Genomic DNA, 19,761 nt, shown 5'->3' on the forward strand with positions numbered 1-19,761 from the left:
AATGAGAGCCGAATTGCTGAAATTCACGGGAACTTTTGAAAAAAACCATTATTTAAAAGATTTCCAATGTCCGCAATGTAGACAGCCCATCACCGAGCAAGATATCACTGAAAAGAATTATCAATTATGAGTTAGTGATTACGCTAATGAAGTAGAGAAGTCTGAATTCGGCGGATAGAGTGGAGAGGAATTTAACTCGTTATAGCCTGTCCTTTTGATTAAAATCCGTAGAACATCAAGAATGTCCCGAAACGGAAACTTGTCAAAATTGTTATGAAAAACATTTAACTATCACCATGAAAAAAATTGCTAGTGATTATTATTGCGTTAACTGTGTTAAGGAGGTAAAGCATGAATAATCTTGTTGATATCACCTTTATCTATGGATACCAAAGGAGATATGTGCTTTGTTTGACAAGGAAAATCTATCCGTGAACTTACCATAAAAGGTGCTACGGAACGCAATGGCGAAGTTAATGGCACTTGATTCCAAGTTAATCATTTAACTAATCACTGGATTTCTTTTCGCCAAGATAAATATCGCCTTAATACCCGAGAAGCCTTTTATAAATGCGTTAGAGACGGGCAAATAACTTTCTATCGGCGTTTATTGCGAACAGAGAACACTGACACTTTGCTTAACTTTTCTTTCTCGGAAAGTGATGAATGAATAAAAGACCCCGTTAGTGGGAAATGACGGAGTAAGTTTTAAATTTTTTCTCTTTTCTCTGCTCGTCTGCTAGTTGCTTCGCTCTAAACAAAATCGCTTCTTTCGGTTTCCTTAGTTTTTTATTTGTTTGTTTCTTTTTACATTTTGCATTCTAACAATTAATCCTCCAATAGTTATTAAACTTCCAATTAAAGCAACTTTTAAAATTATGTCTTCATTTTTTGGTGATTGAATTAATTCTTGCTTAGGCTGATTAACTACTGATAAAGTATTTTGTTTTTGGCTTAATTGCTCTTGAATAAAGGCTTGTCGGGCATTTACTACTTGTTGGTAATTAGCGGCTTGTTGAATTTGCTCTTGATAGTAATTATTTACTTGAACAAATAACTCTGTTAAACTGGTTAATTCAAGGTTTTTAATAACTTGTAAGTCTTCTCCAAAAGGAGTTTGCTCTTCTTTTAATTCTTTTTCTAATTTAGTGATGGTTTGATTGGCTATTTCTAATTCATTTTCTCAATTTCCTTTATACTCAATATTAGTAAGTGGTGGTTTATTAATTAAATGTCGAATAGTTTCAATTACTTGCTCTACGTTAGCATTTTCATCTAAATTAATTAATTCTAAATCAGTAATTAACTTTTGAATAATTTGCTGCTCTTTATTGTGAATATCTTTTTCCAAGGAAGAAACAATTATTTTTAGTTCTTGATTTTTTTGTTTAATTTCTTGGTAATCATGGTGGAGACAAACAGAAATAGGACAAGTATGATTATTTAATTGAGTTTTTGCTTGTTCGGCTTGGTCTCGGTAATTATTTCGTTCTTGTTTAGTTTGCTGATGGGTTTGTTGTTCGTTTTTTAATTGTTCTTCAATTTCATCAATAGTATCAATTTTTCCTAATTTTTCTTTTTTATCACCCAGTTTAATTAAATATCATGCTGCTCCAATTTCTCCGGCAGTTCTTATTCAATTAAATATCTGATAATCACGGTTAGTTTTTTGTTCAGTTTTAAGAATATTTTCTAATTGTTTGATTTTATTTGTATTGCTGTTTTCTGGCTCTAAAGTTTGGCTAACCGTGCTGTGAACTGGTGCTGGAGTGACCGTGCTAGTGTGAGTAATGGTTTCTGGCTCTAAAGTTTGGCTAACCGTGTTGTGAACTGGTGCTGGAGTGACCGTGCTAGTGTGAGTAATGGTTTCTGGCTCTAAAGTTTGGCTAACCGTGCTGTGAACTGGTGCTGGAGTGACCGTGCTAGTGTGAGTAATGGTTTCTGGCTCTAAAGTTTGGCTAACCGTGCTGTGAACTGGTGCTGGAGTGACCGTGCTAGTGTGAGTAATGGTTTCTGGCTCTAAAGTTTGGCTAACCGTGCTGTGAACTGGTGCTGGAGTGACCGTGCTAGTGTGAGTAATGGTTTCTGGCTCTAAAGTTTGGCTAACCGTGCTGTGAACTGGTGCTGGAGTGACCGTGCTAATGTGAGTAATGGTTTCTGGCTCTAAAGTTTGGCTAACCGTGCTGTGAACTGGTGCTGGAGTGACCGTGCTAGTGTGAGTAATGGTTTCTGGCTCTAAAGTTCGGCTAACCGTGCTGTGAACTGGTGCTGGATTGACCGTGCTAGTGTGAGTAATGGTTTCTGGCTCTAAAGTTTGGCTAACCGTGCTGTGAACTGGTGCTGGAGTGACCGTGCTAGTGTGAGTAATGGTTTCTGGCTCTAAAGTTTGGCTAACCGTGCTGTGAANATTGCAATTACTAATAATTGGCTAAATACGTTTCACAGTGGAATAATCATTGTTCCCATGACTTCTAAGCCGGTTTCTTTCATTCCTTTTCACTTAGAAGTAAACTTTGCCGGTAAGCAATCAACTATTTTACCGGAACAAATTCGTTTAATTAGTAAGAAAAGAGTAAAATGAGAGTGAGGCAAATTAGGAGCAGTTTCACCAGAAATAATGAAAGAGGTAAGCAAATTACTCCATCTTATTTGTGAATTAGAAGAAAATTATGAAAAATAAAAAACCCCTTAAACAACTCCCTAGTCAACAATTACTTAACCAAGTTCATGATTATTTAGTTAATCGCAAAAACAAAAGACATGAAAGCAAAAAATGAATCCATTATTGCTTGTTTCTTTTATGCTGAAAGGCAGGATTAAGAGTCAGTGAAGCTTTGAGTTTTGACTACAATTTAGAACATCCTGCCCTGGAATATAAGGGTTTATATTTATTGAGAGGCAAGGGAAGTAAAGAAAGATACGTTTACGTGGCTCCAGAGATTATTAAGGTTTTGAAGAGTCATAATTGAAAACCAAATCAGACTAATAGATTTAATTTTTTTGAGTTTTTAAGGGAAGCAAAAGAGAGTTTAAATATTCCGAAAAATGTAGAGTTTGCCCCCCATACTTTAAGGAGGTGTTTTGCTACTTATAATGCCATTGGTGGCATGCCTTTGCCAGTACTCCAAAAAGTTTTAGGACATGCTAATGTGAGAACTACCGCTTTGTACGTGAAAGGGAGCAATTTAGAGAATTTATTAAAGTTTAAGCCAATTTAATGGATAAAATCAACTATAACAAAAACTTAAATAAACCATGTGAAAAACAATAGCTCGCTTCATCAGCAAACCAATTTACCACGAAGTTCAATTCATGAAATTATACAAAGCCACTTTAGAGAATAAAGAAGGTAGGTTTGTCTGCTCTTTTGGGGAAAAATATTTGCGAGATTATTCCTCAGAAAATAAAATCTGCTTTTTAAAATGTAAAAAGACTAGTTTTGGATTCTCTTGCCAAGCCATAGAATTTTTAGATAACAATGAAGAAGTTACCTCGTGAGTAGAAACTGCTGGCAAAGCAAACAAAAAAGAAACTATCCAAAATCAGGAAAAGTTAAAAAAAGAACTTCCGGAAAAAGTGCAAATACTTACTAGCTTGCTTGCAAAAGAGACTGGAAAGAATTGAACCTTTCGCATTGATTCTCAACCTTTTTCTATTTATCTAGAATGCTCGAAAAAGCCGCATTTAAGATTTTTAATCAGCAATTTTGCTAAAAATCAAGTAGTTTTAGATAGTAATCCTGCTCTTAATCATTTAAAGAATATTTATGTTGATTTAGCTAAAATTGACCTCTATTATTTGCTGAAAGATATTGAGGAAAGAATTAAAGTTATTGAGAGATTAAATTAGTCTTTTTAAGTATTTTTGCTTTTACTTTTAGCGATTTTTGTCAGCAATCCCCCAATACTTACTAAACTCACTACTAATAAACTAATCAAAATAATTCTTTCTTTATTTGCTGTTGTTGTTGGTGGTGGAGCCAATTCAGTTGTTTCTTTATTAACGCTTTGATTAAGATTAATATTTTTCTCCAAATGCTTTTGTATAGCATTATTTCTTAACTTAACCATTTGCTGATAACTAGTGGCTTGTTGAATTTGCTCTCTTATTTCTTTACTTAAACTAATACCTAGTTGTTTTTCTAAACTTGCTAACTCAATATTTTTAACAGTGTCATTTTTAGTAATATCTAAACTTTCTTCAAAAGGAGTATCTTTAAATTCTTGGCTGGCTAATTCTCTTTCTAGTTTAGTAATAGTTGCTTGACTTTGCTCTAAACTTTTTTCTAATTCTTCTGTTTTGCTATCGTCTGCTCAATAAGTTGGAGGCTTATTAATTAACTCTTGAATTTTGCTAATAGTTTCTTTTAAAGTTGGTTCTTTTAAGCCTAATTTTAAGTCTTGATTAAGTTGATTAATGATTTGGCTTTCTTTATCTTTAATTGCTTGGTCTTTTTCGGCTTTAAGTTGGTTTAATTCTTGGCTAAGACTTTCCTTTTCTTGGTAAGCCTTATCTCTTTGTTCTATAATTTGGCTATAATCATCATGAGGATAAGGACAATCAGGGGCATTTCCAACAAGACAAACATGATTATTAATTTGAGTTTGTAAGTTATTGCTGTGATTTTGTTCATCTTGTAATTTTTCCTCTAAAATTTTAGTAGTGCCTTTGTTGGCTAGATACTGTAATCCTATCCCTCCTATTTCAAAGGCTAATCTTAATAAACTAGCCTTAGTGTCTTGTCAATCTTGCCCTTTTGGTTTTTGGGTTTTTAGTTTATTAGCCAATTGATGTATTTTTGCTTTGTTTTGGGTCGCTTGTTCTCTTTTTTTAGTAGCAAATTGATGAAGGTCGCTATTTTCTTTTTCTAATTTTTCAATAGTTTCAGCATTATCTTTAATTAACTGGCTTTTTTTTGCTAACTCTAACTGGCTATTCTGATAATTATTTCTAGTTTGGCGGTATTTATTATCTAATATCTTTATTTGAGAAGTTAAAGTTTGTTTTTGGTCTTTTGCTTCTTGCTGTAAAAATCCAATAGTCATTTCTAATTCTTCTTTATCAAATTGTAAGTCTCCCAGCTTTTCCTCTAAATCAGCAATATTTTTTTCCTGTTCGGTTTTAAGTTCAGTTAGTTGAGTATTTTGTTCTTGGCTTTGAGTTAATTGTGCTTGGGTATTATCCAAAGTATTTTTCGTGTCAGTGAGACTAGTTTCTAATTGCTGAATAGCTTGCTCTTTTTGCTGGTTAATGGCAGTTTGGTTTTGGAGTTTGTTATCAGTTTCTTCTAATATTCTTTGCTTTTCATTTAATTCTTGGTAAGTTTTCGTAAGTTTTTGCTCACGGTTTTTTAAATCTTTTTGTAAGTTAACTATGGCGGAATTAAGGTTTTCCTTTTCTCATTTATTTTCTTCCAAGGAAGTTTCTAAATCAATAATCTTATCTTCTTGCTGACGATTTGCTTTTTCATAGTCGGCTTTTAAGTTGATAATTTTATTTGCTAATTTTTGTTTTTTATCCTTATAATCTGAGGCTTGATTGGCTAATTTGGTTTCTAAATCTTTAGCTTTTCGGTTGTTTTCTAGGGCGGTTAGAGTAATTTTGCCTTGTAGTTCGCTAATAGTTTGGTTTAATTGTTGATTATCTTTTCCTAAATCTGTTAGTTGGTCCTCCAGTTGAGTTTTGGCTTGCTGGTGTTTTTTTAGTTGGTTAAATTGCTCTTGATTTTCTTTTTGGCTGGTTTCTAGTTTAGCATTTAAATTAGCAAAGTCTTTCTCTTTATCTTTTACTTGGTTTTGATAGTCAGTAACAGATTGATTGAGGTTACGGTTTTCTTGCTGTAAATCAGCAAGGGATTTTAAAGTATTAGTTAATTCATCAGTTTTTTTTTGAAAAGCAAGTTGATTGGTCTCGGCTTTTTCTTTTCAAATGTTTAATTGTGTAGCTAAGTTTGCTTGCTCTTTTTGGGCTTTTATTTTGGCGGTATTTAACTCGGTTGTTAAATTTTTGATACTTTGCTCTTGCTGGGCTTCTGCCTTTTCATAGTCGGAGATTTTATTATTGAGTTTTTTGATTTTGTCATAATTCTTTTGTCTTTCTGTATTAAGTTCATTAACTCCTTTAAGTAAGCGTTCTTTATCAGTTTTGACTTGGTTTAAATTGTTTTTGCTTTGAGTAAGATTACTTTGAAGTTGACTAATAATCTGTTCTTTATCTTGGATTTGCTTGCTTAATTTCTTTTCGGTATCTTGGAAAGTTTGGTTAGCATTATTTTGACTAGTTGCCAGTTGGTCTTTCAAATCTTTAATTTTTTGCTGGTGAGTTTCTTCTTGGTTGGTTAATTGCTCTTCTAAATTGACTACTTTTTGCTGGGTTTGGTTTAATTTATCTTCCAAATCCTCTATTACTAAATCATTTTGGTTATTTTCCTCGGTTTCTTCTTTTTGTCTCTTAACAGTGGCTAATTCATTCTCTATTTGTTTAATTTGAGCCACTAATTCTATGTCTTTATGGTCTTTATTAAAATTGGCTTGGTAGAGAGCGTTAATTGCTTGGGACAGCCTTTGATTTTCAGCTTGGGCTTGGTTAAAATTAGTTTGGAGTTGGTGGAATTCTTGGGGATTAAAATTAACTGGACAGTCTGGAACTGATGAACCTTGATAAAGAGCCAAAGAATTATTGGAATTTTGTCCGTCCCGGTAGCCAGCCGTATATCCTGCCCCAGTTAGTCCTAGCACTATCATAGTGGCTTCAAGCGGGTGTCTGACTGCTTTTTTGAAGACCCGAAAACCATTATCAGCAATTTCTCCTAATTGTTGAGCCTTATTTCATCCTCAATTAGTTAAAGATTGGGTTTGATTTTCTTTGTTTGTATTATCTAATTTTTTGGGTTCAGTTGGTTTAGATGGAATTGGTTGTGTTCTCTCTCTCTCTCTCTCTCTCTCTCTCTCTCTTCCTTAAACAGTTCGGTTTCAATAGCAGAATAGTATTCTTTTTTTCTCCTATTGGTAAAATCACTAGGTCTTTTCTTATTTCTTTTAAGGGTAAAAAAAGTTTGGTTATTATGGCAATCATTTCACATTTTATTTAAAAAAAATATTGCTTGGGATTTTGTTTGTTCGTTAGTTTTGTCTTCAAAATCTAATTGTCATTGGTCTGGTAAAGAATCATTTCCAAATTTTAAATCCTCTATGTGATATCTTATTTCTTCTATTCAGAATTTGTTTTTGTCATAATATTTGTTTATAAAATAAATTTTAAGGTTTTATTCTCATTCAAAAGCAATTTTTCATGCTATTTTGGTTTTTTGCATGACTTTTTTGTTGGCTAACCCGAGCCTTTGTTGACCAACTAAACGCAATTCCTTATCAATGGTCATGGGAAAAATAAATAGAACTTTACTGGGATGGTCTAAGCCAGTTTCAGGGGTATTTTCAATATAAACTTCAAAGGGTTCAATATTCTCAATGTTCTCAGTAGTGATTGGTGCTACCACTATTAAGTCATTAAACTCATTCTGAGTGTCGTTGCTAATTACTAGACAAGGGCGAAAGGTTTTTGGGGTTTCCTTGGCTCTTTTGAATTTTACCAACCAAATTTCGCCTTTTTTGGGTATTTTTTTAGTTTTTTTCATTATTAATGTAGTCGTCAACTGTTTCGTCTCAAAGAGCCAGTTCTTTCTTTAATTTCTGGTTTTTGGCTATTCTTTTATGAGCTGCGATTAGTTGTTTTCTTAATTGTTCTTTTTCTTGCTTTTGTTCCTTTTCTAACTCTTTTTCAACTATTTTATTAACAAATTCACTAACTTTTCTTTTTTCAATTAAAGGTTTGATTTTCTGATAAGTTTTTTCAGAAAAATAAATATTAACATTGTGTCCGGACATAATACATATTTTTAATGCTTGCTTATATACTTAAGCATTATCACTACATTTATAATTTATCAGTCAGTCATTTTCTTCTTTCTAGGCTTGTTGAAGGCTCTTAATACTGCTTTTTACTTATATACCTATCGTGTCGCATTAATTAACAAGACTTCGTGGGTCTCGTAAAATGCGAGACTTGGAGAGGGTATTTTGAAGTGGAACGCTAAGTGTTTTTGGTGGTGAAAGTAAAAAATTTTTTTATGGATAAATCTTCCCAAATTAAACAAATTCTAACTAAAATTGAAATGCCTAAAATCATTGCTTGCTTAGAAACCAATCCTCAATCAAAAACTCTAAAACAAATTATTCGTTGTTCTCAAAGAGCCTGAGAAAGCAAAGACCCCGAAGAAGTTTTTCGTTTAGCAGTTAGAGTGGCTTATGCCTTGGATACTATTGTCAATAAGGCTGATTATGTTAAAAACGACAAAAACAAAAAATATTGCTTAGAAATTTCTCAAGAGTTATTTAAAGAAACAGTGGGGCAAAAGAAATAGTTGGTGTTTTTTTCATGTCAAACACTAGATTTCTCCTAATTATTTTACTTTTACTATTTTTGCTGGCGTTTTTGCTTGGGTGAGTTATTTATTGAAAATTCTTTGGTAAAAAGCAAATCCAGCAACAAAAACAAAAGCAAGAATGAGTAAAAAAGACCCTAGCCCATATTAAAAACTTGGTAATTATATACAATTTTAAACTAAAAAGCAAAAATCTACATATGCCAGAGTTTAAAAGTATATCAGATTTATTAACATTCTTTCCCAATGAACAAACCATCATTAACTTTTTAGAAAAGCATAGGTGGAATGGAAAAGTAGTTTCTCCCTATGACCCAACCTCAAAAGTTTATTTTTGTCCTAGTATTAACCGATATAAATGTAAAAACACGGGCAAATTCTTTAATGTAAAAACTGGGACTGCTTTTGCTAATACTAAACTACCATTAAGAAAGTGGTTCATAGCCACTTATCTTTTTACTTCTCATAAAAAAGGTGTTTCATCATGCCAATTAAAAAGAGACCTTAATATTACACAAAAATCAGCCTGAAACTTATTAGATGATTTACGCGAGAATCTTAAACAAACTAACTTTATTAAAGACATGCTAAAAGGTCTTGTTGAAATTGATGAGACTTTTATTGGTGGCAAGAATAAGAACCGCCATTGAAATAAAAAAGTTCCTAATTCACAGGGTCGCAGTTGAAAAGATAAAGTGCCAGTGTTAGGCATGATTGAAAGAAATGGCAACCTAATCGCCCAAGTGGTTCAGAATACTAGGCAGGAAACAATTGAGCCAATAATTAAGGCTAATATCAAGCAAAATTCTAATGTTTATACTGATGAATGACATGCTTACAAAGACTTATGCCAATGATATAACCATGAAATAGTTAATCATAGCATTAAGCAATATGTAAACAAAAATGCTTCTACTAACTCTATTGAGGGCTTTTGGTCTCATCTTAAAAAGGGTATCAATAACACTTATCATTGAATAAGCAAAAAGCACACACAGAAATATATAGATGAATTTGTTTTAAGGTTTAACACAAGAAAGGACAGCGAACAGGACAGATTTAATTTGGTTATTTCCTCAATGGTAGGTAAAAATTTAGGTTATGAGCGATTAATTTCCTCCTAGCTTTTTCTTTCCTCTTTTTCCTCTAATTTTTTCTTTAATTCTTTGTTTTCTCGCTTTAACATTTTGATTTCTAAATCTTTGCGAGCTATTATTTCTTTGTATAACATATTTTCTACCTGTTTTATTTTGATTAACGAGGGAACCAAACTAATTACTATGGCAACTATTCAACCAATAATATCTTTGCTAGTAATTGAGCCATTTTCCACACTTTAACTATTTTTATTTCTCATTTCTCTTTCAATATCTCTTATTTGATTATGTAAATTTTCAATATCTTTATCTAAACTTCTGGCTTTACTAAATTTAACTATAACAAGAATAGCAAAAAGTGGAATGATGATTATTGACAATCACCAAGCACCGCCTCATATTTTACCTCGCTCATATTCTTTTATTCTCAATTGAGATTTTAAGTCAGATAGTTTTTGGTTAAGGTAGTAATCTTGGTTCATTACTTACTTCCTCCTTTCAGAGGATTTTTACTCTCTCTCTCTCTCTCTCTCTCTCTGCTGTTTCAAACAGCCAACAAAAATATTGATTAACATATACTTATATTTTTACTGATAATTTAAACTATATAACTTTCTATATAAGCAAAATTATCCGTAATTGCTAAAATTGCTTATATGACAAAAAAAATAAATAAAATGTCTCATAAAGAACAAGATAATATACCAGTAAGCCATGAGGAATTTGACAGAGCAATAAAAGCCTTGTTAAACTCTCCACCTAGGAAAATAAGAAAAGGAAAAAAGTAGTTTAAAGTGGTATATAATTACCAAAAACTTTTCTCCTAGTCGCTTGAAAAATAGAAGTTGGCAAAAAAGCACTGGTAAATATAAGAAAAAGGCTAAAAAACCCATCAAACATACTAAAAATAAACAAAAATAACTATTATGAAAGAAATAATAATTATTGAAGTTGAAAACAGCCAAAAAGTTAGGACTTTTCTCGAACAGGAACAAATAAATTATCAGACTTATCACCAAGGCGAAAACGAAGAAGAATATTGACGCCAAGCTGTCCGTGCTGCTAGTCAAGACGAGCAAAGAAATAAAGAAATTGCCGCTTGGGATAAAATTGCCAGCAAAGTTAAAGATAAGTAATGACCGAAAAACTATATCGCTACGGAGAAATTTATTGAGTGAAATTTGATGAGGAAACAGTAGGAACCGAATTAAAAGGCGACCATCCAGGCGTAATTATCTCTGATAATTGATATAATGAGGAGGGAAATAGAGTGATTGTTATGCCTTGCTCTACTACTTTAAAGCCTATTTATCCTTTTGAAGTTTTTGTGGAAAATTTAGCCAATAATGAGAGAAATGGAAAAATTATGGTCGATCAAATAAAAGGTATTGATAAAACAAGACTGCTTGGACGAGCAATTAAACGCTTAAATGAGGAGCAATTGGAAAAGATTAACCAAATTTTATTTAAACTTTTGAAACTAAAAATTGGCGACTTTAAATAAAATTATTTATATGAATAATGACGCTCAACAACATATAAACCAAATCACCCGCAAAGGAAGAATTTATTACCTAGATATCAGCAATAGAGACCTAGCAGGCAACGCAGATTTAAGCGATTTTACTACTCTCCAAAACTTTAATGCCGCTAATAATCAGTTTGAAAACCTGGATTTCTTAAATAGTTTGCCAAATAAAGAGAAATTACAAAGTATTAACCTTTTTGGCAACCAAATTAAAGAAATAGATTTTGCCAAGTTATTTACTGATTTTCCTAACCTAAAACGCATTAATATCAGCAAAAATCCGGCTAGTGCGAAAAACCTTAATAACCTAACCAGCGAACAGTTTAGTAAAATCATTGAAGGCATAAAAGAGAAAAAAATCCAACTTAACTGCTTAAAAGGCACTGTGCTAATGGATTTATTGGTTCATGCCAAAGAATTAGTTTCTAGGGGCAATGCTAATCAGCAAACCCAAGCCCATATGGCTTACCTACAAAAAATAGTTAGTCAGCCACAAAAAACAGAAATCAAAACAGAAGCATCAACCAAAAACAGCCAAAGCAATAACCAAACTTCTAATAATAGCATTTATCTATTAGTTGGTGGTTTAATTATTTTTGGCTTGGCTGTTTTAGGAATTGGCTACTGGCTAGGAAAAAGAAAAAATGCCGCAAAAAACTCTTTTACTGAGTAAAATATTAGTATAATCTTTTAACCAAAAAACCATTCTGTAAGGGCTACGCCCTGCTTCCAAGTTAAAGGGTTAAAAAAGAGTTAGTTAAGAGTTTACGAGAATTAACTAATAAGGAGAAAAATGATTAAATAAATACTGGGAAAGTATATTTTTATTTTTAAATATATGCTTCCTAATTTGACACTTTTAAAGCAAATTCGCCAAAGAATTCAAACTATCCCAAATCAACACGGAGAATTTAAGCGTAAAGAGCACCACGGACTATTTTTGTTATGTTATAAAGCAGGCTTGCGAGTATCAGAGGCAGTAAATTTCAATCTAAATCAAAGAACAAAAAAAGGTCTTTACCATATCAAAACCAAAGGCAAGAAAAAACGTTATGTCTATGTTCCTAAAAGAGTAATCAGTGAACTTAAAAAATGTGAATGAAAACCCCAGCAAACTAATCGCTTCAACTTTTACCATTTCCTAAAAAGCATTAAAAAAGGTTTAGAAATCCCCGCTAATACTGAACTAACTCCCCATACTTTACGCCGAAGTTTTGCCACCCACCATGCTGAAAATGGTTTACCTTTACCATTACTCCAAAAACTTTTAGGACATAAAAGCATTAGAACTACCGCTTTATATTGAATGAATATTTATGCCGAAGACGACAATGACGGCACTGGAAGCATTCTAGCAGGAAAACAATGATTAGAAAAATCCAAACCGTCGCAACCTGAACCCGAGGAACCTATTAAAGTGAATTTAGACCAACCACCTATTCTATTTACGCCAAGTTTACCGACATTCAGACCAGCACCAGCAGAGCATTTAAGCAAAATCAACCAACTAGAAAACCAATTAAGCCAAATCCAAAGCAAAAACAATAGCCTAAAATCAGAATTAGCCCAAGAAAAGGAAAAGAACACTGATTTACAGCAAGATTTAAGCAATTTAAGCCAACAAAAAGCCCAAGAAACCACTGAGAAAAAGCAATTACACCAAGAATTAACTACTGCTAAGGAAACCATTAGCCAACTAGAACAAAATTTAATTACCACTCAAAACAATTTAGCCCACGAAAAGCAAATCAACCAATCTCTCCAAGAAACTAACACTAACTTAACGCAAAAAAATCAGATCAACGAACAAAACCTCACCAATCTCCAAAATGCTTATCAAATCGCACTGAAAGTTAAAGAGTTAATCCAAAAGCAATTAAATCACCTCTTCACTGAAATCAAAAAAGCCGCTCAACAATTACAGCAATGACAAAAGATTAATTATTACCAGCAATTAGAACAACAAACCAAAATGGAGGCAAAGATAATTCACCCTCCGCCATGAAAAAAACCTTAACTTGCTTTTATTGTCAAAACCTAAAAAACCTGCTTTCTGTCAGCAAAGGAAAATGTGCCTTTTGCGGCGTAGAAAACAATCCACTTTATTTAATTGCTTATCAGTCACAGCCCACTTTTTTTTGTTGTTGCTGTGCTTGATGACAATTCCCCACAGCGAAGCCGAAAAAGCACTAGAAAATAAATGATACCAAGCAAGGAATAAATAAAAATCTCTATATGAAACATCTCCAAGAAGTCTCACCATCTAAAAGACCGCCCAAAGCAATAGCCAAAAAACTAACGCCACCGCAAATTCTTGCTTGTGAAGTTCAAGCCCAGAAATTAATTGCTAAACTAAACGACGGACGAGAATTAAGCATCCCCCTTGATTGATTTGCTAAATGAGGAGTAGAAAATGCCACGGCTGATAAGTTAAAAAATTACGAAATTTGACGAGGCAAAAACATTTATTTTCCTGACCTTGACGAAGTATTAGGCATTGAGAAGTTTCTGAACGGTTTTGCCGCTCCGTGCGAATAATATGCCGACTTGGAAAATCAAAAGCTATTGGTTTTACTTCAAAATTGGCGAAGTTTTAGAAGAACACAAAGGTATTCATATCCACGCCGAAACTTCTCGTGGTGGTGTTGGTTTTTGAATTGAAAAAGGTGCTGAAAAGTCTAAATACACAGTGAAAATCAAGCAAATTGAAGGTTATGTCTCTCTTAAAGAAAAGAACGAAACTAAAAGGATTGTTCAAGAGCAAGCCGATTTCTTTTTTCAAGCCTGAATAAAAGCCTAAGGGAAAATAAAGAATAAATAAATTAAGGCTGAATTTGCCTTTTTCCTATTTCTGAGCGTGGTTTAACTTGTCTTTTAACCAAACTTTCTTGTCTATCTTTCCAAACTTCCAAGTCATATCTTTGCTGTAAATTTAAAAACATTTCCGGCTCAATTTGAAAATAGCGTCCCAAGCGATAAGCCATTTCTAAATCAATTTTGCTTTTGCCATCCACTAAATCTTGGAATTGATAAGGAGGAATTTTTAAAGCATTAGCAGATTCTTCCACACTTAAATTCAATGGTTCAAAAAACTTTCTCCATACTGTTTTGCCAGGGCGAGAACGGGGGAAATTTTGCTTGTGTCATAATTAAATTAACAAATTAAAAGCAGTTGCGTATAAGCAAACATTCGCTCGTAGTGTTCTTGGCTTAAAGAGAACAAGTGTTCTTCAATTTGCGGAGTTAAAATTGGCTTTTCCAACAAACTAGTTAATTTTTGCTGAAATTCTATTTTTGACTGTTATCCAAACGGTTATAAAGTTTAATTAGTTCTGCGTAATCATGCTTATTTTGGGCTTGTTTTTCTCAGTTTTTTCTGATTTCTAGTTTGGCCATATTAATTTTTTCCTATTGACTAATCGGAACTAAATTTCCTTTAATCATCTTTTGAAATTCCGGAGTCATCCATTCTCAATACACTAAATCTACTTTAAAAGGTAAATAAGACTTTTCTAAATCCTCTTTGAGATGACTAAAAGTGTTTCAAGGCATTTCTTCATAATAGCAAACATCTAAATCAGAGTATTTTTTGGCTTGATTTTTCACTCGGGAACCGTAAGCGTAAAACTTATAAGGATATTTAGCCAAGATTGAACGAATAATTTCTTGGTGTCTAGTTTCCATTTGGAGCATATTTGGGTGCCTCCTTTTCTAACTTTGCTAATAAGTAGTCTAAATCTTTTAAGAATTCTTGGGTGATGGAGAAAAACAAACTATCCAAGATTTCTTTGCGGTAAGTGTGAACAGTGATATTTCTCTTATCTAAATAAGAAAACCAAACTTCGGCACTAGTAATAAGTTTTAATTTAGCCGTTTCCCGAAAAGTATCTCGCACATTGTCAGTATCTATGCCGTGAAAAGTTAATACTTTTTTCATCACTCTCCAAGCTAGTTCATAGCAGAATTCAAAAGCTTTGATGGTTCCTGTTTTCTCGTAATCATTACGAGCATTTTGAATAATGTCCGCAAGGAAGTTGCGAGCTTTAATTAGTGCGGTGTAGTCAACTTTGCCGTAAAGATATTGTTTTTCTATCATTTATAGAGTTTTTACTTTAAATCTGTCTCCTGCTCTTATACTTTCTTCACCTCCCCCTATACTTTCCTAACAATAACTTCTGAAATTCCCCATTTTCCCACAAGCATTTATTACAAATTAGCCTTTCCTCACCAGTCTTGTCGGTTCAAAAGCGTAGTTGGTTGCGGTTTTTAACTCCTTTATCTTTTTGTTTACCAACTATCACTCTTGCACAAAAACTACACCAAGCAAAGTAGTTTTTAGCAGCAGTTTTGTTGCTTTGCTGATAACTCAGCCCACTTTTAATTACTTGTTCGGTGATTTTCTTTTGCTGTTTTTTAGTTAAGTGTTTTTTCTTTCACCCACATTTAAAGCAATTAGCAGGCAATTGTTCGTAAGTCTCTTTTCCCGGTTTATTATCCAAGGTGTAAACAAGACATTTATGACATCTCGGACACAACCAAGCATTAACTCCTTGGTGAACTAACTCACAATTCTTCTTACACAGTCGGCAAAGTTCCAGTTTAGTCGGTCAACCATTTTCTCGCCAAAGTTTCTGATAGCGTTCTCTTTGCTCCACTTTCAAGTTCACCAACGAACTCACTGGCACCAATCTAATTTCTGGTGAGTTGCATCACTGACAAGTAGGATATTTAGTAAATTTTACTACTTTTTTCATACTAAGCTTGCTTATTAGTAAGAGCTAACCAAAAAGATTTGAGCACACTTTCTCAAATTTCTGGCTTTACTTTGCCTAGTCTTTTGAGTAAACGCAACTTTTTATCAACGGTGTGAATTCGATTAAGCAATATCCGGCTAGTTTCATTTAGTCCGGTTTCTTGATTAGCGATGATTGGGATCTCGAAAAATTGGACTTCTCCGGGAATTACTTCTTGGGTGGTGATAGCCGCCACAATTATTTCTTCATCATGCTTATTTTGGAGATTATTGCTAATTACTAGACAAGGACGGACGGGTTTGCGGCTTTCTTTGGTTTTGGGAAATTCGATTAACCAAATTTCGCCTTGTTGTGGGATTTCTTTATTTTCAACCATCTTTTAAAGTTTCTTCCCAGACTGCTAATTCAGTTTTAAGTTTTTTGTTTTTTGCCATGGCTTGATAACCACGGATTAGTTTTCGTTCCAGTTCAGTTTGCTTTTGGCTTTGTTCTTGGCTTAATCGGGCTTCAATTGCTTCGTTAATATAGCGGCTAATTTTTCGAGGACCGACTAAATGCCTTACTGCTAAATAGATCTCTTCTTGGAGATAAATGTTTACTTGTCGTCCAGTCATATATATTTGTTTTTACTCTCTATCTAGGGTAGGAGAAGTTGTTCGAATTTTAAAGTTCGCATGCTTATCGGTTTTTTCTCTCGAAATTAAATGCCAGGTTGCTAAAAAGAAAGTGGTCTTTTTACTCTTTTTAAAGGAGATTTATTTATCTCTTTTGAATTAAAATCACTACTCACTAAAAAATTATCATGATTGTTTTTCATATAGATATTTTTAATATTTGTCCGTCTATTGTCTCATTTAAAAAAAAGTAGCAAAAAAAATTTCCTCATTTTATCACCTTTTCGCCCCATTTAATAAGGAAAATTAAAGGATTTTCCCTATTTAATACTTAAAACCTGTGCTTTGGATACAAAAAAGCACAGACAAAAAAAGAAAAGGAAAAAACGCTTAAATCATTATTATTTTTTTTTTATTAAGCCCAGAGGGCTTTTTGGACTGCGTAGCAGTTCAAGTTATATAAAAATTAAGACCAAACATGGGACGAAATTAGAGGAGAAAAGGGGGGCAAAACGACGAAAAAGAGTGAAAAACGCAGCTTTTTTGTAATATTTAAGCCGAAGTGCGAAGCCCCGGAGGGAATTGACGACTGAAAGAGCCGAATTGGAAGCCCCGAAGGGGCGACAACGGCGAAGGAAAGAGTCAACCTGAGGGGCGAGCATCGGCGGGTTGAAGAGGAGAAAGGAAGGAAAACGGGCGATTTTCGCTTAAAAAGGGGTGAAAATGAAAGGTTTTGGTGGGAAAATAGGGGAATTTTTTTTTGTCAGAAAAAAGGTGAAAATATGCGAGAATTTTCTTTGGTTCTTTCTTTTAAAACTTAATCCCTCCGAGGAAAATTCTGATTTAACTTTTGTTGAATGTAAGCCTCCATTTGTTGCCGAGAAGCATCTTTTCTGTCTTCACTTCTCCTTATCTGTTCTTCTAACTCTTGCTTTCTCTTATTTAATTCTCTTTGGAGCCTATTTTCTCTTTCTAAACTGCTTGAACTAATTCAACCTTCGCTGGCTTGCCTCTCGTTCCTTAACCTTTGCTCGTTAAGTCTTCTTTGCTGATTAACTATTTCTTCTTGGGTTTGTTTTTGTCGCTCTAATTCCCGAGAATATTCTGCTTCTCTATTTGTCCTTTCCTGACTTATCCGATTAATCATGTCTTGTTGTCGCTGATTTTGTTCCCTAATGGCTTCTTCCATTCTGCGATTTCTTTCTGCCGCTTGCTCGGCTGACCTCCTGCCTCATTCTTCAAGTGTGTAAGTAGCAGCATTGCGTAAAGTAAAATCTGTTTGGGTTTGTCCGCAAGTAGGACAATAAATGTGTCCAATAAAATCCGATTGATAATCTGGAACTAACAAACCAGATTTATTGTAAACTTGGATATTATTATCATGACCATAACGACAAATTGGTTCACCAACCCGGACATTATTAAAACTGTTACGAATTTGGCTTAAATTATTTTGACAAGAATTATTTATTTGATTAAGAGCTTGGTTATGGGCTTCTTGCGACCTTTGCAATTGGGCTTGATTAACTTCCTCGATTTCTTGTCGAGTAGTTTGGACTTTTTTCTCACTTTGACTTTGTAATTCTTGGACTTGTCTTTCGAAGTTCCTTCCGGTAATTCTTAAATCACGGGCTTTTTGTTCTTCAATAGCAGCGACTTCTTTTTGGAGTTCGGCTTCGCGTTTTTGGATTTCTTGTTCTTTTTCGGTTATTTCTTTGGTTAGTTTTTCTTCTTGTTCCATGAAATCATTAATTCTGGTGTCTAAATCGTCTATATTATCTGGTTTATAACTTTTTTTACAAGTGCCAAGATAAGTCAGTAGTCTTTTTCGTGATTCTTCACGAAGTTCTTTGGCTGTCCTTGCCGAACGACCCACCATGGGCGGATTATTAACATAAATGATTTTGCTGTTTTTGAGAATACCCATTAATTCCCCATTTTCCTCACGTAATTTTTCCTTGTCTTCATCACAATCACTTGAACTCTCAAATTCAGGAAATCTCGTGCGGACAATTGTAGTGTAATCAACCACTCCTCGGTCAAAAAGCACTGACTCCAACAATTTATAAGTATCAATTTCTTTTTCGGTAAACCTGCCATCACTAACAAAGAAAATTTGATTAAGCCCATTTTTCTTAATAATTGGCACTAATCCCTTTAATAATTTAAGAATATCCTTGGTTTCTAACTGCGTATCCCCAAATCCAATAGTATCAATCACTAAATAATTAATTTGCTCTGTTTCATCTTTACTTATGTTAACTACAAATTTCTCGGTTTTAACTTCTTTGGTTTCACTCACGCTCCGAGCACTTTCTTTAAATACTTCTTCAAAATTGTCGTTTTTATTCACCAAAACATTTCCCAAAGTAGACTTACCGCTGCCCGTGCGACCAATTAGAAGAATATTTCTTGCTTCTTCTCCCCCGAAATTGTCGTTATTTTCCAAAGATAAAGCAAGTGCTTTTGCTAAAATAGTATCTTCATCTTCTTCCTCACTATCAACTTGTAAATACTGTTGATATTGGTCTCTCATTATCTTATCATTACCATTAGGAGAAGAAACAAAAAGATAATTTAAATAATCCAAAGGAGACATTTCAAATAAATCACGAATTCAAGCCGCATATCCGCTATCTTGGGGTTTTAATCCAAAATCAATTCATTCTTTTACTTCTTCAAAGCCAAATCCATTATCTTCTCATCGTTTTTGTAATTCCGGAGTAAAATCGTGGTGAATATTGTTTTTTCAAACATCATCTATTTCTTTTTGAGCTTGTTCTAATTCTAATTGCCAAAGAGTTGAAATTAATTCTTGAAATTCTTTTTCGTGAGTTTCTTCTTCCTCTTTTCTTAATTTATCTTGTTCTGTTGCCGTTCATTCTAAAAAATCAACTAACGAATTAACATTTTCCACTTTTTTATTTTGTTGGGTTTCTCATTCATCTAGTTTAGTGATTAATCACTGAAAATAAACTTCTCCTGGTTGGTAAGCACCATCACCATAAATTTCTTCAATATTGGTCGGAGGAGGTTCAGGCAAATCGGTTGTTACTCCTGCACTTCGTAATTGTTGTAATTTTATCCTAAACTCTTTAAACTCAGCCTCTAATTCAGTTTCTTTGGCTCGTTCTTCTTTGGTTCTTTGCCGTTTGATAACTATCTTTTTTTCTTGAATATCAAAATAAACTTGACAGTTTTCGTATAATATTTTTAAATGTTCGATAAATTCTTGGGTTGATTTCATGATTTTTTGTTTTATATTTATATTTTAAGATAAATTAATTGGTTTTTATAATTTGGATAGTTTTTAACTAATTCCAAAATT

At 33.4% G+C, this 19,761-nt stretch carries 30 protein-coding genes; 16 read left to right on the forward strand and 14 right to left on the reverse strand.

The features are described 5' to 3' along the window. The first annotated feature begins 1 nt into the window (after window position 1). From GvMRE_RS08165 to GvMRE_RS08175, 3 genes are read left to right on the forward strand one after another with little or no spacing between them, the layout of a single operon-like run. On the forward strand, window positions 2-178 hold the full coding sequence (locus GvMRE_RS08165) for a hypothetical protein (RefSeq protein ID WP_216361634.1): 177 nt from the start codon (window positions 2-4) through the stop codon (window positions 176-178). 1 nt (window position 179) lies between these two features. Then, a complete protein-coding gene (locus GvMRE_RS08170; protein ID WP_147410718.1) occupies window positions 180-359 on the forward strand; it encodes a hypothetical protein in 180 nt (59 codons plus the stop codon). A gap of 23 nt (window positions 360-382) precedes the next feature. Continuing rightward, the gene (locus GvMRE_RS08175; protein WP_147410719.1) at window positions 383-712 is read left to right on the forward strand and encodes a hypothetical protein; all 330 of its coding nucleotides are present in this window, start codon (window positions 383-385) and stop codon (window positions 710-712) included. Window positions 713-781: 69 nt separating this feature from the next. Here the strand turns inward: GvMRE_RS08175 and GvMRE_RS08180 are convergent, their stop codons facing one another. Then, on the reverse strand, window positions 782-1,351 hold the full coding sequence (locus tag GvMRE_RS08180; RefSeq protein ID WP_147410720.1) for a hypothetical protein: 570 nt from the start codon (window positions 1,349-1,351) through the stop codon (window positions 782-784). 1,050 nt (window positions 1,352-2,401) lie between these two features. Here GvMRE_RS08180 and GvMRE_RS08185 point away from each other — a divergent pair. Genes GvMRE_RS08185 through GvMRE_RS08195 form a run of 3 tightly spaced genes read left to right on the forward strand, consistent with a single transcriptional unit; the run spans window position 2,402 to window position 3,849 of the window. Beyond that, entirely contained in the window at window positions 2,402-2,680 is a 279-nt protein-coding gene (locus GvMRE_RS08185; RefSeq protein WP_172575332.1) for a type II toxin-antitoxin system PemK/MazF family toxin, read from the forward strand. Further along, window positions 2,670-3,218, forward strand: coding sequence for a tyrosine-type recombinase/integrase (locus GvMRE_RS08190; protein WP_147410722.1), 549 nt, complete (start codon window positions 2,670-2,672; stop codon window positions 3,216-3,218). The genes GvMRE_RS08185 and GvMRE_RS08190 overlap by 11 nt, the downstream gene beginning before the upstream one ends. Window positions 3,219-3,255: 37 nt before the next feature. Further along, window positions 3,256-3,849 (forward strand): hypothetical protein, encoded by a 594-nt coding sequence (locus GvMRE_RS08195; RefSeq protein ID WP_147410723.1) that lies wholly within the window; start codon window positions 3,256-3,258, stop codon window positions 3,847-3,849. 5 nt (window positions 3,850-3,854) lie between these two features. On the opposite strand, the gene GvMRE_RS08200 is transcribed toward GvMRE_RS08195, so the two are convergent. The 4 genes from GvMRE_RS08200 to GvMRE_RS08215 form a co-directional block, all read right to left on the reverse strand. Continuing rightward, the gene (locus GvMRE_RS08200; protein WP_216361635.1) at window positions 3,855-6,743 is read right to left on the reverse strand and encodes a coiled-coil domain-containing protein; all 2,889 of its coding nucleotides are present in this window, start codon (window positions 6,741-6,743) and stop codon (window positions 3,855-3,857) included. Window positions 6,744-6,877: 134 nt separating this feature from the next. Continuing rightward, window positions 6,878-7,081, reverse strand: coding sequence for a hypothetical protein (locus GvMRE_RS08205; RefSeq protein ID WP_147410725.1), 204 nt, complete (start codon window positions 7,079-7,081; stop codon window positions 6,878-6,880). Window positions 7,082-7,264: 183 nt separating this feature from the next. Beyond that, window positions 7,265-7,633, reverse strand: a complete 369-nt coding sequence (locus tag GvMRE_RS08210) for a type II toxin-antitoxin system PemK/MazF family toxin (protein WP_147410726.1) — start codon at window positions 7,631-7,633, stop codon at window positions 7,265-7,267. After that, window positions 7,620-7,883, reverse strand: a complete 264-nt coding sequence (locus GvMRE_RS08215) for a hypothetical protein (RefSeq protein ID WP_147410727.1) — start codon at window positions 7,881-7,883, stop codon at window positions 7,620-7,622. The genes GvMRE_RS08210 and GvMRE_RS08215 overlap by 14 nt, the downstream gene beginning before the upstream one ends. Before the next feature lie 242 nt (window positions 7,884-8,125). Between GvMRE_RS08215 and GvMRE_RS08220 the strand changes: the two genes are divergently transcribed. Together GvMRE_RS08220 and GvMRE_RS08225 are read left to right on the forward strand one after the other, a co-directional pair. Further along, window positions 8,126-8,419 (forward strand): hypothetical protein, encoded by a 294-nt coding sequence (locus GvMRE_RS08220; protein ID WP_147410728.1) that lies wholly within the window; start codon window positions 8,126-8,128, stop codon window positions 8,417-8,419. A gap of 221 nt (window positions 8,420-8,640) precedes the next feature. Next, a complete protein-coding gene (locus GvMRE_RS08225; RefSeq protein WP_147410788.1) occupies window positions 8,641-9,564 on the forward strand; it encodes an IS1595 family transposase in 924 nt (307 codons plus the stop codon). Here the strand turns inward: GvMRE_RS08225 and GvMRE_RS08230 are convergent. Further along, window positions 9,561-9,773 (reverse strand): hypothetical protein, encoded by a 213-nt coding sequence (locus GvMRE_RS08230; protein WP_147410729.1) that lies wholly within the window; start codon window positions 9,771-9,773, stop codon window positions 9,561-9,563. The genes GvMRE_RS08225 and GvMRE_RS08230 overlap by 4 nt on opposite strands. A gap of 3 nt (window positions 9,774-9,776) precedes the next feature. Further along, window positions 9,777-10,019: a hypothetical protein gene (locus GvMRE_RS08235; protein WP_147410730.1), complete on the reverse strand. Its 243-nt coding sequence runs from the start codon at window positions 10,017-10,019 to the stop codon at window positions 9,777-9,779. Between the two features lie 174 nt (window positions 10,020-10,193). Here GvMRE_RS08235 and GvMRE_RS14400 point away from each other — a divergent pair, with 174 nt between their 5' ends. The 8 genes from GvMRE_RS14400 to GvMRE_RS08270 all read left to right on the forward strand — a co-directional run bounded on the left by GvMRE_RS14400 (window position 10,194) and on the right by GvMRE_RS08270 (window position 13,865). Further along, window positions 10,194-10,325, forward strand: a complete 132-nt coding sequence (locus tag GvMRE_RS14400; RefSeq protein ID WP_281267967.1) for a hypothetical protein — start codon at window positions 10,194-10,196, stop codon at window positions 10,323-10,325. Between the two features lie 138 nt (window positions 10,326-10,463). Beyond that, complete coding sequence (locus tag GvMRE_RS08240) at window positions 10,464-10,673, forward strand: hypothetical protein (protein ID WP_147410731.1); 210 nt, start codon at window positions 10,464-10,466, stop codon at window positions 10,671-10,673. Continuing rightward, entirely contained in the window at window positions 10,673-11,041 is a 369-nt protein-coding gene (locus GvMRE_RS08245) for a type II toxin-antitoxin system PemK/MazF family toxin (protein ID WP_147410732.1), read from the forward strand. Before GvMRE_RS08240 ends, GvMRE_RS08245 begins: the two co-directional genes overlap by 1 nt. A gap of 10 nt (window positions 11,042-11,051) precedes the next feature. Next, the gene (locus GvMRE_RS08250; RefSeq protein WP_147410733.1) at window positions 11,052-11,738 is read left to right on the forward strand and encodes a leucine-rich repeat domain-containing protein; all 687 of its coding nucleotides are present in this window, start codon (window positions 11,052-11,054) and stop codon (window positions 11,736-11,738) included. A 165-nt stretch (window positions 11,739-11,903) separates the two neighbouring features. Next, window positions 11,904-13,082 carry a tyrosine-type recombinase/integrase gene (locus tag GvMRE_RS08255; protein ID WP_147410734.1) on the forward strand — a complete coding sequence of 393 codons (1,179 nt, stop codon included), beginning with the start codon at window positions 11,904-11,906 and terminating at the stop codon, window positions 13,080-13,082. Further along, window positions 13,067-13,258 (forward strand): hypothetical protein, encoded by a 192-nt coding sequence (locus GvMRE_RS08260; RefSeq protein WP_216361636.1) that lies wholly within the window; start codon window positions 13,067-13,069, stop codon window positions 13,256-13,258. The genes GvMRE_RS08255 and GvMRE_RS08260 overlap by 16 nt, the downstream gene beginning before the upstream one ends. 42 nt (window positions 13,259-13,300) lie before the next feature. Next, window positions 13,301-13,603: a DUF2442 domain-containing protein gene (locus GvMRE_RS08265; RefSeq protein WP_147410736.1), complete on the forward strand. Its 303-nt coding sequence runs from the start codon at window positions 13,301-13,303 to the stop codon at window positions 13,601-13,603. A 1-nt stretch (window position 13,604) separates the two neighbouring features. After that, window positions 13,605-13,865: a DUF4160 domain-containing protein gene (locus GvMRE_RS08270; protein WP_147410737.1), complete on the forward strand. Its 261-nt coding sequence runs from the start codon at window positions 13,605-13,607 to the stop codon at window positions 13,863-13,865. A gap of 22 nt (window positions 13,866-13,887) precedes the next feature. Here the strand turns inward: GvMRE_RS08270 and GvMRE_RS08275 are convergent, their stop codons facing one another. The 7 genes from GvMRE_RS08275 to GvMRE_RS08305 all read right to left on the reverse strand — a co-directional run bounded on the left by GvMRE_RS08275 (window position 13,888) and on the right by GvMRE_RS08305 (window position 19,680). Further along, window positions 13,888-14,214 carry a HigA family addiction module antitoxin gene (locus tag GvMRE_RS08275; RefSeq protein WP_147410738.1) on the reverse strand — a complete coding sequence of 109 codons (327 nt, stop codon included), beginning with the start codon at window positions 14,212-14,214 and terminating at the stop codon, window positions 13,888-13,890. 259 nt (window positions 14,215-14,473) lie between these two features. Beyond that, window positions 14,474-14,758, reverse strand: a complete 285-nt coding sequence (locus tag GvMRE_RS08280) for a nucleotidyltransferase family protein (RefSeq protein ID WP_147410739.1) — start codon at window positions 14,756-14,758, stop codon at window positions 14,474-14,476. Then, window positions 14,739-15,161, reverse strand: a complete 423-nt coding sequence (locus GvMRE_RS08285; RefSeq protein ID WP_147410740.1) for an HI0074 family nucleotidyltransferase substrate-binding subunit — start codon at window positions 15,159-15,161, stop codon at window positions 14,739-14,741. Before GvMRE_RS08285 ends, GvMRE_RS08280 begins: the two co-directional genes overlap by 20 nt. Window positions 15,162-15,177: 16 nt before the next feature. Then, window positions 15,178-15,819, reverse strand: a complete 642-nt coding sequence (locus GvMRE_RS08290; protein WP_147410741.1) for a hypothetical protein — start codon at window positions 15,817-15,819, stop codon at window positions 15,178-15,180. A 1-nt stretch (window position 15,820) separates the two neighbouring features. Then, window positions 15,821-16,195: a type II toxin-antitoxin system PemK/MazF family toxin gene (locus GvMRE_RS08295; RefSeq protein ID WP_147410742.1), complete on the reverse strand. Its 375-nt coding sequence runs from the start codon at window positions 16,193-16,195 to the stop codon at window positions 15,821-15,823. Continuing rightward, a complete protein-coding gene (locus tag GvMRE_RS08300; RefSeq protein ID WP_147410743.1) occupies window positions 16,182-16,433 on the reverse strand; it encodes a hypothetical protein in 252 nt (83 codons plus the stop codon). The genes GvMRE_RS08295 and GvMRE_RS08300 overlap by 14 nt, the downstream gene beginning before the upstream one ends. An 817-nt stretch (window positions 16,434-17,250) precedes the next feature. Continuing rightward, complete coding sequence (locus GvMRE_RS08305; RefSeq protein ID WP_147410744.1) at window positions 17,251-19,680, reverse strand: SMC family protein; 2,430 nt, start codon at window positions 19,678-19,680, stop codon at window positions 17,251-17,253. Between the last annotated feature and the right edge of the window lie 81 nt (window positions 19,681-19,761).

The organism is endosymbiont GvMRE of Glomus versiforme (genome assembly GCF_003546845.1).